The sequence below is a fragment of the Phycisphaerae bacterium genome (assembly GCA_024102815.1).
Classification (GTDB): Bacteria; Planctomycetota; Phycisphaerae; order UBA1845; family UBA1845; genus JAGFJJ01.
The window spans coordinates 56,782-68,656 of record JAGFJJ010000058.1; the positions used below are offsets into that span (position 1 = coordinate 56,782).

Consider the following 11,875-nt stretch of genomic DNA (forward strand, 5'->3'; position numbering starts at 1 on the left):
CCTTGGCATCAATCCAAATGCATTTCCTTCGACCCGTACTCATTCCGATTCTGACGGCCCCCCACTCCGACGGACTGCGCAGGCAAAAGCCTGCGGCTCAGAAGAGGTGCGTCGGGGACGCACCCTACGAAGATGGTCCGCATGGCGAACCCTGCGGGACTTTCGATTCTCGCGAATGACAAACTCAACCACGCGGATACCCACGTTACCACTTCGGCACAGGTGCCGGAAGAGTGGCACTCTTGCCCACTTCGGGCGGGGTGAAGGGAACGAACCGGCCGTCGTGCCATTGAAGCCACAGGAGCGAGGCGTCTTCCAACGGGCGGAAGAAACGGAACGTGGCCGACGCGGGGAGGCCCTCGCCGTTCAGTTCTCCCACTTCTATCGTCACGCCGGGAAGTTCGATGTGCTCGCCCCCTTTGAACGCGACCTGCGGACCGCGGAAGACGCGGTCGAAGGGACTCCTCAGGTAGCCGCCTTCGGGCGTGACTTCCAGCGTGCGCTCGTCGAGTCGCTTGAGGGTCAGTCCGTCCATGCTCGATCCGAGGACGCGAACGTGGGCGGGGATCGGGTCGCCCGCCAAGGCACGGCGGACGGGAAGATAGCCGATGTGAAAGGCGCTCGGCGGATTGACGATGATCACGTCCTTGTGTTCCACGTCGTTGGGTAGCGCTGCGCCGACTTCGAGCTGCCCGGTGATGCGCTGCGGTCCCAGGGGCATGGCGGCGCGAAAGGGCTTTGCGGCCGGGGCGATAAGCCCGTGTACGAGCACCAACAACGCCGCGACCGTCGTCGCGGGCCAACTCACACGGAAGCGCGGGATCGTCGCGCGGGTGCTCCCCAGTGCCGAGGTGACGAACCGCCCGATGAGCCCCAGCGCGGCGAAGCTGACGAAGAGCAGGTTGCGGTCCGAGGGGATGGTGACGCAACAGGGCACGATCGCGGCGAGGGTGGAGAAGGCGAAGAACCGCGCGGCGGCGTCGCGGCGGAGCAGCGGAATCATCACCAGAATCAGGACGGCCGTGAGGGCGATCCCGGCGATCCAGAGCGCGGTCTGCACAGACGGGCTGAGGAATGCGCCGGTCTCGGCGGGGACGCCGCCGAAAGCGCTGAGGAGGACGGCCGGGGCGCGGTGGAGTAGCGCGGCGAGGAATCCTCCGGGGTCGCGCACCGGATCGGTGTAGAGGCCCATGGCTTCGCTGCCGAAGCCCATCCACGACCAGGAGATCCGCCAAGCGGCGCCGACGAGGACGTACGGTGCCAGGGCGATGAGGCGCGAAGCCCAGGATCGCCGCCCGAGGAAAATCTCGTAGCCCAGCAGGAATGCTCCGGCGGTAACGGCCCCCTCGGAGGAGAGCAGCGCGGCGAGGAAGAGGATCGGGGCAAGGGCCGCGGCGAGCCCGCTCTGGTCGCGTCTCCAGCGAATGTGGGCCCACAGGGTCGCGATGCCGAACATGGCGGCGAGGACGGCGTTGCGGTTGGCGATCCAGCCCGCGGGCGTGGCGTGGGAGTCGTCCACGGCGAAGAGCAGCGCGGCGACGAGCAGGCCGGGGCCGGAGCCGAGCAATCCGCGATAAGCCAATACTGCGAAAAGGACCAGGAAACCGTACCAGAACAGGCTCTGGAGATGCATCAACACGGCGGAGTTCGGCCAGAGGGCATCATCGAGCCAGTGCGTTGCCCACGCCAGTGGTCGCAGGAAGCTGGATTTCACGTCGGGATGGGTCCACCAGGGAACGATGCCGATATCGCGCAACCTATGGTTGGTTAATGGTTTACCGTCGAGAAAGGTGAAGAGCCCGGTGGGCGTGTTCTGGTTAGGGATGGCCAGTTCGGAGGCAAGGGTCGGACCGGTCATCACCAGGCGATGAATGATGTCATCGCCCTCCCAGCCCGCCCGGAGGCAGGGCAGCATCAGCGTTACGGCAAGGGCCGCGGTCAGCGGCGCCAGGACGGTAGCGGATCTCCGGGTGGGTCGAGGCCCGCGAATGCGCGTCTTGGCTTGTCGAGGCGGAGATTCGAGCTCGAGCGCGAGGGTCATGGTCGGAATGGGTATCGCCGGGGGTTATCCCCTACCCGCAATCCGTTGCGGGGGGAACGGACCATTCTCGCGTTCGGCCTGGAAATGTTCAATGCCTTCGGCGTCTCGAGGACGATGAGGCGGGTTCAGGCGTTACGGCGTTGAAACGGGGTCCTCAGGGCGGACTACGTTGCGTAACCTTCGATCGCCGCTAGGATACTGCCCCGATGGCGCGGTTGAACGAATTCCATATTGTCGTATTTACGGACACCTTTTTCGAGACCAATGGGGTGGCGTCCTACTACCGGATGCTGCTCGACTGGTCGCGGTCCACGCCGGGCGTGCGGGTGACCATCGTCTGCCCCAAGCGGCACGACCTGGAGGGGGCGGAATATGGGCATGATGTGATCCCCATCCAGGGCAGCGTGCAGTTCCGCAACCCGTTCTACAAGGACCTGGTGCTGGGTTACTTCTCCGGGCCGGCGGTCCGCAAGATCCTGCAGAATCTGTCGGGGCCGAAAGTTGTGCACATCGCGACCTCGGGAGCGGTGGGCGTGACCGGGGCCACGGTCGCCCGGAAGATGGGCCTGCCGGTCGTGGGGTATTATCACACGGACCTGCCGCATTACGGGAAACTGTACGGGGAAAGCCTCGCGGGACGGCTCGGCGGGTGGATCGGGTTGCAGGTGGCGCTGACGTGCGAGCGGCTGGCGTTTGCCAAGTGCGACATGATGTGCGTGCCGAGCGAGACGGCGGGCAAGACCGCGCGGATGTTCTTCGAGGGACCGATCCGGGTTATTCCGAATCCGGTGCCGGTACGTAGGTTTCAGCCTGCGGCGTCGCGGCAGGGCTCGTTCCGGCAGAAGTACGCGGCGGACGGGCGGGTGCTGGCCGTGGTGGTGGGACGCATCGCCAAGGAAAAGAATCTCGACCTGATCTGCGAGCTGTTGATCCGGGATCCGCGGATCGCGCTCGTTTTCGTGGGCGACGGCCCGTACGCGGCGACGCTGCGGCAGCGCTGGGGGGCGACGATTACGGGATTCCTGCGAGGTCAGGCGCTGCTCGACGCGTTTCAGCAGGCGGACGCGCTGGTGCAATTGTCGGAAAGTGAGACGTTCGGGCTCGCGCTGGTGGAGGCGATGGCGAGCGGGCTTCCGGCGTTCGTGCTCCGCTCTCAGGGATTCGTGGCCAACCTGGAGGGCGAATGCGGCGTGGACGTGCTGGAGCGCGGCGATCTGCCGGAGCTGGCGGATCGATGCGTGGCGCTGGTGCGCGACGCGGAGCGTCACGCCCGGGCGGGAGAGCAGGCCCGGCAGTTCGTGCAATCGATTTCCTCCGAGGTGATATTCCCCCGCCTCAGCGCCTACCATCGCCAGGCGCTGGGCCGCGAGCAGATCCTGGAATCGGGTTACGTTCCGGCGGAGGCCGTGGTCGCCCCCGAGGCGGAGACCGTTTCCGTTCATGCCGTCTGAGGTCGCGTCCGGTTGTGAGTCCTTCCAAACGCTGGGCCTGGTCTTCGATCCGTATCGCGATCGGTGTGTATCAGCGGGTGTTCATGCGGCTGCACGTATGGGGGCGGGAGAACATCCCTGCGGGTCCGAAGATCTTCGTGACCAACCACATCAGCACGCACGACTCCTTCTGGGTGATGCCGCTGTTTGGAACTCCATTGCACATTGTCATCGGCCCGGGCTATCAGAAGCGTGCGGTGGCGCCGATCCTGGACTGGCTGGAGCAGATCAACGCGTTGCCGGAACATCGCGGGAGCGTGGTGTCCAAGGCGGTCGGGTATCTGGAGAAAGGCGAGTCGGTGTACATTGCGCCCGAGGGCGACGCGCAGGAGCTGTTCCAGCTTGGCCGGTTTTATCCGGGGGTCGCGCGGATTTATCGTGGGGCGCGGGTGCCGATCGTTCCCGTGGCGCTGGCGGCGCCCAAGCGGGCCATGTGGCGGGCGCCGATCCGGGAGGTTGTCGACGGAAGAGTGTATGAAACAAAAACGGTTCTACGCGGGCCCTTTTGCATCAACGTCGGTGAGGCGATGATGCCCGAACTTCCTCCGGGATCGGACCGGGAGCAGGAGGCGGCTGTCCTCGACGCGCTGCACGGGCGGATGAATGCGCTGCTGGAGGACATTCGCGTGAACAAGTTCTGGATGGAGACATAGCGCGGCGTTCGGCGCCAGGGAACGGATGCGATCGAATCGAACCATTATCGGCCCGCTGGTACGGAATCCCGTATTCGCCAACCTGCTTTCCGTGGCGATGATCGCGGGCGGGGTTTACGCGTGTTTCCAACTGCCTCGGGAGACGTTTCCGGAGACGGCGACCGACCACATTCTCATCACGGTTCCTTATCCGGGGTCGAGCCCGCAGGATGCCGAACAGCGCGTCTGCCTGAAAATTGAACAGGCGATCGAAGGGCTCTCGGGCGCGGGAGAGGTTTCCTCGCTTTCGGAGGAGGACTCGTGCAAGGTCCTCATCGAAGTCCTGCCGCGGGTGCGACCGGTGGCCGAAGTGATGCGGGAGATCGAGGACCGCGTGAACGCGATCCGCACGTTCCCGCAGGAAGCGGAGCGGCCGATCATCACCGAGCTGGTCATTCGCAACCAGGTCGCGAGCGTCGGTGTTTCGGGGGACGTCCCAGAAGAAACCATCAAGGAGATCGCGGAGCAGATCCGCCGCGACCTGCTGGCGCATCGCAAGATCACGCAAGTGGGCCTGTCCGGCGTGCGTGACTACGAAATCTCCGTTCGGCTCAGCGAAGCGGCGTTGGAGCGCTACGGGATGGCGCTTCGGGACGTCACGGCGGCGATTGCCCAGGGAAGTCTCGACCTGCCGGCGGGGGTCATTCGCACGGAGCAGGAAGAGATCAGCATCCGTACGGTCGGGGAGCGCCGGTCGGCGCAGGAATTCGAGGACCTGGTGGTGCTGTCGCGGCCCGACGGGACGACGGTGCGGCTGGGGCAGATCGCGGAGGTTCGTGACACATTCGAAGAGGAGCCGGTCTTCGGGCGAGTCAACGGAAAGCCCGGAGCGATGGTCAATGTCCTGAAAACGCCGAGCGAGGACATCAGCGAAATCGCCCGCGTGGTGCGGGCGTACATCGAGCAGATCCGGCCGACATTGCCCAAGGGCGTGACGCTTACGCTGTGGGCGGACATGTCCCGGGACGTGGACCAGCGGCTGGACATGCTGGTGGGCAACGGCGTCCAGGGCGTGATCCTGCTGATGATCTGCCTGCTGCTGTTCATGGACATGCGGGCGGCGTTCGGCGTGGCGATGGGTATCCCGGTGGCGACGGGCGGCGCTCTGTGGTTCCTCTATGCCACGGGTCAAACGCTCAACATGATCAGCCTCTTCGGGTTGATCATGGCCGACGCCATCGTCCTCGATGACTCGATCGTCATCGCTGAGAACATCCTGTCGCGGGAGAAACAGGGCCTGGACCCGGAAACGGCCGCGATCGAAGGAACGGAGGAAGTGGGAAGCCCGGTCTTCAACGCCTCCCTGACCACGATCGTCATGTTTTTGCCGCTGATGTTCGTGGCCGGGGTGATGGGCAAGCTGATCTACGTGCTTCCGGTGGCGGTGATCGCCACGATCGTCGCTTCCGCGATCGAAGCGTTCTTCGTTCTCCCCTCGCACATGGCGGAGTGGTCGACCAAGCACAAGAAAGGCAAGCTTCCGTCGTGGCGCGTGCAGGTTCGACGGAGGATGAACGACTATGTCGAGGGCGTCATCCGCAAGATCTATTCACCGCTGATCAATCGACTGGCGCATTATCGACTTGTCGTGCTGGGCGCCGCGATGGCGCTGCTCTGTCTGTGCGCGGGCCTGGTCCTGGGCGGTCGGACGCCGTTCGTGCTCTTTCCGGCCGTGGACGGGAATTCGCTTCAGGCGCGCGTCCGCCTGCCGGAAGGCGTTCCGGTCAGCCTGGCGCGGGACGTTGTCGAACGGCTCGAGCAGGCGGCGTTGAGCCTGAACGAGGATCCCGCGCTTCGCCCGGAAGCCGAGGGGCATCTGATCGCGAACACCTATTCGCTCGTGGGGGAATTCTCGGATTTCGTGCCAGTCCGAGGGAGCGGGCTGGCGGAAGTGAACATCGAGCTGATGCCGGCGGAGCTCCGCCGGGTGGACTCGGCGGACATCATTGAGCACTGGCGAAAAGCGGTCGGGGAGATTCCCGACGCGCTGTCGTTCTCCATCACGCGGCAGGAACTCGGGCCCAACGAGAAACCTCTGGAGATTCGCCTCCTGGGCGATGATCTTGGACAGCTTCGCATCGCCGCGGACGCGGTGGAGGAGCGTCTGGGGGAATTCGCGGGAGTCTTTGACATCACCGACGACCTGGTTCCGGGGAAACGGGAACTGCAGGTTTCGTTGAAGCCGCAGGCGGCGGCGCTGGGCCTGACCGTGGCGGACCTCGCGGGGCAGTTGCGCCAGGCCGTCTACGGCGGTGAGGCGGTGCGCCTCCAGCGTGGGTATGAGGAAGTGAAGGTCATGGTCGGGTACGCGGAGGAAGACCGGCGGGGCATGGCGGCGCTGGACAGTCTCCGCGTGCGGACCCCGGCCGGCGGCGAGGTTCCCTTCGCCGAAGTAGCTGACACGCACCTGACGCGGGGTTATTCCGCCATCGGCCGACAGGACGGTACGCGCCGCGTGCGCATCCAGGCGGACGTGGATGAGCGGTTTGCCAATGCCGAGCAGATCATCGGCACGTTGACCGCATCGTTCCTTCCGGACATCGAGAAGCGATTCACGGGGGTGGCGTACCAGATTGAGGGGCAGCGCGCGCGAATCGAGGAGTCGCTCTGGAGCCTTTCGGGGGCGACGATCGTCGCGCTGATCATCACCTATGCGATTCTCGGCGCGGTGCTGCGTTCGTATACCCAGCCGCTGATCCTCTTCGCGGCGATTCCCCTGGGCATGGCCGGTGCCGTGATCGGGCATGCGGTCATGGGGTACGACCTGAGCCTGATGAGCGTTTTCGGCATGACGGCCCTGGCGGGCATCGTGGTCAACGACGGGCTGGTCCTGCTGGACAAGCTCAATCGGAACGTCGCGGAAGGGATGAAGATCGAAGCGGCGGTGACCGATGCGGCCGAATCGCGCGTACTTTCGGTGTTTCTGACGGCGCTGACCAACGTAGCGGGCGTCGCCCCGCTGCTCTTGGAGCGGAGCACGCAGGCCCAGCCGCTGATTCCGATCGCGATATCCGTCGCATTCGGATTGACGTTTTCGACGGCGCTGGTCCTGCTCGTGGTACCATCGTTGTACTTTACGCTCAACGACGTTAAGCGCCTGCTGCGCTGGCTGCGGACCGGCGGGGCGCTGCCCAGTCCGGAAGAAGTGGAGATGGGCGCGGCCGCCCACGGCCAAGTGGAAGGCGCCACCGCCTGATCAGAGCAGGAACGCATTCATGACCATGCCAACCGAGGGAGTCGAGCGCCGCGGCAATCGGCGTTGGGCGGGGCTTGTCATCCTGGGGATTTCCGTGGTCGCGACTTCCTGCCGCGCGCCTTCCGGCAGCGTGGAGTCGATGCTCGAGCGGCACCGAACGGCCATGGACCGCCTTCCCGAGGAAGAGCAGCGGATGCTGGAGCAGTTCGGCGATCCGGAGGAAACCGAGCGGGCCGACGACATGCTGCCGGCGGACGTGCTCCTGCTGGAGCAGGCGCGATCGATCGCGGTGCGGGCCAATCCGGATGTCCATGCGGCGCGAGCGCGGTTCAACGCGGCCGCGGCGCGGATCGATGAAGCACGCGCGCGGTACTTCCCCGTGGTCTCGTTCGGGCATACCTCGGCACGGACATTCCACACGCCGGCGAGTCTGAATCGGCTGAACCTCGCGCAACTGCCGCAGGCGTCGACGCCGATTGACCTGGGGGACACGCAGAGCATTGCGGTTGCGGCGCTGATCAGCGCCTTGCGCCGGCCGCTGTTCGGCGGCTCGAAATTCACCGGCGATCGCAATTCCTTCAGCGAACACGGGACATCGCTGAGTCTGGCGTGGTCGGCGTTCGACGGATTCATCCGCGAAGCGCAGCTCCTCTCCACGCAATACCTGTTTCGGGCGGCGACGTTCTCGCTCTCCGACGTCGAACGGCTCATTATCCAAGCGGTGGATCAGGCGTATTACCAGGTGCAGCTCGCCGAGGAGCAACTGCGCATCGCTCGCGCGGACGAGGCGTTCAGCCGCGAGCAGCTCGATGAGACGGCAAAGCTGCGCAAGGCCGGGCGGGCTTCCCAGGCGGACGTGGACAACTTCCGCGTGCGCATGCTCAGCGCCCAGACCAATGTGACCGCGGCGATGGGGCTACGTGAAACTGGGCTCGTGGTATTGGCGGAGCTTATGGGCATTCCGGCCTCGAAGCTGCCAGAGGCACTTTCCCTGTCGCCACTGGAGACCGAGACGGAAAAGGACATGACGGCTCCGGACAACGCGGAGTGGGTTGGTCTGGCGTTCGAGCGCCGCCCGGACCTCAAGCAGCTCAATCAACTCCTCAAGAGCGAGGAACAGCAGGTGCGGGCGAACCGGGGGCTGTACAGTCCATCGGTGAATGTCAGTGCGTCCTGGGGGTTTGATCGCAGCTCCAATCTCCACTACAGCAAGGAGGACCAGTCCACGGCGGCGGGTCTGGAAGTCCGATGGGATCTGTTCACGGGCGGGGCGAGGTCATCGCGCGTCCGCCAGGCGGAAGCACGTCGAGCGGAGGCGGCCGCGCGCCTGGAGCGGCGCCGACTGGCGGTACAGGCGGAGGTTCACCAGGCGGTTATTGATGTACACAATGCGCAGGAGCAGATTCGCCTGAGTCGCGAGGCGCTGGATGTTGCCCGTGAGAACCGCCGGATCGTGCAGGCGGCGTACGTTGCGGGACGGGAGCCACTCACACGGCTGAATGAGACGCAGCGGGATTTCATTGCGGCCGACGCCGATCTGGTGCGGGCGCGCATTCGTTTGCGTCTGGCGTGGTCCGATCTGAATGCGGCCGCGGCGACGTACGTATCGAACCTTGCGCAGGAATCCAGTGAGAAACCCCCCGTTGAACCGTAAGCCGAAGACTGTGGGCTGAGCCTGGCGGTTCCGAATGTGAATTTGAAGGGCTGGCGGCAGCTCCCCTATTCTCCCAAACACCCCATGCCTGCATTGGGTTCAACTCTGATCTTGAATGGGACACTCCCGACAAGGTACACTGGAGTCGGTCTGCCTATCTTTGGCCGCGCCCGTTGCAGCCAAAGAGAGCCGCGAGCAGCTTGTCCCGCAAATAGGGAGCTCCAGCCATGTCGCGTGCATCATGTCAGCTTTTCGTCTTGGCTCTGGCCGTCATCACCTTCGGGGGATGCAACAATCTCGATCCGGTGCAGAACGACAATACGGCCGGAAGCGAGCAGGGCGTGCCGGACAACGAGAATAGCTCGGCGAACGACCCGGAATGCGATCTGCCGTTCGACGGCATCGGCATTCACGACGGCTGGCTCATTAGCGCCGACCCGAAGGCAAACGATCAATTCAACCTGGCCATCAGCGGCATGGGCGCACAGGTGCAGGACATCACTTTCTCGGATCCATCCGGAGAATTGGTGAATTGCTACGGAACCAATCCGACGATCAACATGATCGTGGACAACCGGCGATTCTCCCTGGAGTCCACGTTCGAGAATACGGACTACACGGGGGAAACGGAATCCGAGGATGGGTCTCCACAAATGTGCGTTCTTCGGATCTCCGGGACGATTGCCTCATGCGGTAACGACCTCGGGCCCGGCTTCGGTCTGGAACTGCAGGTCTTCGCCATTTCGGGCGGGGGTACGGCGGGAGCCGGCGGAATCGAGTACACGCTTACGGATTTCGATCTGACGATCATCCCCGCGCCCGAAGTAGAGGGATGTACCAATGAGCCGACCTCGCTCGACGGACGGATGTGGTCCGTTACGCTTTACGACCCCATCCTGCTGTTCGAAAACGGGGTAGCCAGCGGGGATGTATTCGTGGATGTATCCGGTACGGGGGATGCGATCGAAACGGCCAGCGCCGAGATCTATCCCGATTTTGAGGATCCCAACGGCGTCATGCTGAGCTGTTTCACCGATGCGCCTTCGGGCACGGTGCAGTACGACGGACAGTCGCTGTCGATCGACGTTCCCCTGGCGGCGGAGGCCTACGACAAGGACGGCAACCCGGTTCCGGAAGACGGATGTCGAGTCTCGTTCTCCGGTGTCCGCCTTGATTGCCGGGAGACCGATTCGATCTACGGACTTCCGACGTTGCCGGCGCCGTTCCAAGTCATCGCCTTCAGCGGTGGCGGATCGATTACCTCCGGCGATATCACCTACGCTCTGGACACGCTGTATCTCTCTTTGCTGCCCGAGGGCACGCTGCCCGATTTCGGCACGTTCAAGGCCGTGACCGCGCCGTAAGTCGCGGCGGTCACCCGTTGGCCGAACCGACTCTCGAGCGGTAAGCTAGCCCTTGTGGACGCCGTCATTCTCAGCATTGGCACGGAGCTCGTTTCGGGGCAGACGCTGGATACCAACGCCGCGTGGCTGGCGGAGCAGCTCTCGGCCGTGGGATGCCGCGTCGTACGCCACGTTACCGTGGGCGACGAGTTGGAGGACATCACGCGGGCGTTTCGCGAAGCGATGGAGTGTGCCGGGACGGTGATGGCCACGGGGGGACTTGGACCCACGGCCGACGATCTGACCCGGCAGGCGCTGGCGAACGCGCTTGGGCGCGAGCTCGTCGAAAGTGCCGAGGCGCTGGCGCAGATCGAAGCGCTGTTCGCCCGCTGGCAGCGGACGATGTCGGACGCGAATCGTCTCCAGGCGCTCATGCCCGAGGGGTGCGAGATCATTCCCAATCCCCGCGGAACGGCGCCGGGCATCCATTTTCAGGGCGCGGCCCGCTCCCTGGACATTTTTGTTCTCCCGGGGGTTCCCTCGGAGATGAAGGCCATGTTCGCCGAGTCGGTGCTGCCGGCGGTGCGGGCGCGGAGCGGCGGAGCGGTCACGCTGGTCGCCCGGCTCAACTCCTTTGGCATGAGCGAGGCGAACGTGGGCGAGGCGCTGGCCGACCTGATGGCCCGGGATCGAAATCCGCTGGTGGGCACGACGGCATCGGCCGGGGTGATCGGCGTGCGGATTCTGGCGACGAGCACTAACGAGGCTGATGCGAGAGCCGTTCTTGGGGCTGATGTGGCGGAAGTCCGCCGCCGGCTGGGCGAGCACGTTTTCGGTGAAGGGGACGAAACGCTCCAGGAGTCGGTGGCGAAGCGGCTGTTCGAAACGAAGAAGACGGTTGCGACGGCGGAATCGTGCACGGGAGGCCTGCTGGCCAAGCGGTTAACAGACGTGCCGGGCAGCAGCACATACTTCCTGCGGGGGTACGTCTCGTATTCGAACGAGTCGAAGATCGAGCTTCTGGGCGTGGCCGCGGAGCTCATTCAGGAATACGGAGCCGTCAGTGAGGAAGTCGCGCGGGCGATGGCGTCGGGCTGCCGCCGGGCTTCGGGCGCGGATTTCGCCTTGTCGGTGACGGGCGTTGCGGGTCCGGGCGGCGGGACGGCGGAGAAGCCGGTGGGTCTGGTTTACGTCGGCCTGGCGGACGGGAGCGGCGTCGCGGTTCGGCGGCTGATGGTCGGTTCGCACCTTACGCGGGAAGAAATCCGGGACCGGACGTGCAAGATGGCCCTGAACATGCTTAGGCGGAAGATGATGAGATAGGCAATAGGCAATAGGCAATAGGCAATAGGCAATAGGCAACAGGCAACAGGAAAGAGTGAGCGGAGTTGCGTTGAAGAGGCCATGAACGGCCCGTAGAATCCTCGAAACCCGCCCTGGTGCATGATGGAGTGCGGGC

The 11,875-nt window shown here is 64.6% G+C and carries 7 protein-coding genes; 6 read left to right on the plus strand and 1 reads right to left on the minus strand.

What is annotated here, in order from left to right; translation table 11 throughout:
- Positions 1 to 205: 205 nt before the first annotated feature.
- On the minus strand, positions 206 to 2,041 hold the full coding sequence (locus tag J5J06_14585; protein MCO6438319.1) for a hypothetical protein: 1,836 nt from the start codon (positions 2,039 to 2,041) through the stop codon (positions 206 to 208).
- Positions 2,042 to 2,247: 206 nt separating this feature from the next.
- Between J5J06_14585 and J5J06_14590 the strand changes: the two genes are divergently transcribed.
- From J5J06_14590 to J5J06_14615, 6 genes are all read left to right on the plus strand, one after another.
- Positions 2,248 to 3,492: a glycosyltransferase gene (locus tag J5J06_14590; protein ID MCO6438320.1), complete on the plus strand. Its 1,245-nt coding sequence runs from the start codon at positions 2,248 to 2,250 to the stop codon at positions 3,490 to 3,492.
- A gap of 14 nt (positions 3,493 to 3,506) precedes the next feature.
- Positions 3,507 to 4,184, plus strand: a complete 678-nt coding sequence (locus J5J06_14595) for a 1-acyl-sn-glycerol-3-phosphate acyltransferase (protein MCO6438321.1) — start codon at positions 3,507 to 3,509, stop codon at positions 4,182 to 4,184.
- A gap of 25 nt (positions 4,185 to 4,209) precedes the next feature.
- On the plus strand, positions 4,210 to 7,419 hold the full coding sequence (locus J5J06_14600; GenBank protein MCO6438322.1) for an efflux RND transporter permease subunit: 3,210 nt from the start codon (positions 4,210 to 4,212) through the stop codon (positions 7,417 to 7,419).
- Between the two features lie 19 nt (positions 7,420 to 7,438).
- Positions 7,439 to 9,073: a TolC family protein gene (locus J5J06_14605; protein MCO6438323.1), complete on the plus strand. Its 1,635-nt coding sequence runs from the start codon at positions 7,439 to 7,441 to the stop codon at positions 9,071 to 9,073.
- Between the two features lie 227 nt (positions 9,074 to 9,300).
- Complete coding sequence (locus J5J06_14610) at positions 9,301 to 10,437, plus strand: hypothetical protein (GenBank protein ID MCO6438324.1); 1,137 nt, start codon at positions 9,301 to 9,303, stop codon at positions 10,435 to 10,437.
- 54 nt (positions 10,438 to 10,491) lie between these two features.
- A complete protein-coding gene (locus tag J5J06_14615) occupies positions 10,492 to 11,739 on the plus strand; it encodes a competence/damage-inducible protein A (GenBank protein MCO6438325.1) in 1,248 nt (415 codons plus the stop codon).
- Positions 11,740 to 11,875: the final 136 nt, after the last annotated feature.

Coding starts and splice junctions, on each gene's coding strand:
- J5J06_14600 (MCO6438322.1), top strand. CDS start 4,210: ATGCGATCGAATCGAACCATTATCGGCCCGCTGGTACGGAATCCCGTA.
- J5J06_14605 (MCO6438323.1), top strand. CDS start 7,439: ATGACCATGCCAACCGAGGGAGTCGAGCGCCGCGGCAATCGGCGTTGG.
- J5J06_14590 (MCO6438320.1), top strand. CDS start 2,248: ATGGCGCGGTTGAACGAATTCCATATTGTCGTATTTACGGACACCTTT.
- J5J06_14585 (MCO6438319.1), bottom strand. CDS start 2,041: ATGACCCTCGCGCTCGAGCTCGAATCTCCGCCTCGACAAGCCAAGACG.
- J5J06_14610 (MCO6438324.1), top strand. CDS start 9,301: ATGTCGCGTGCATCATGTCAGCTTTTCGTCTTGGCTCTGGCCGTCATC.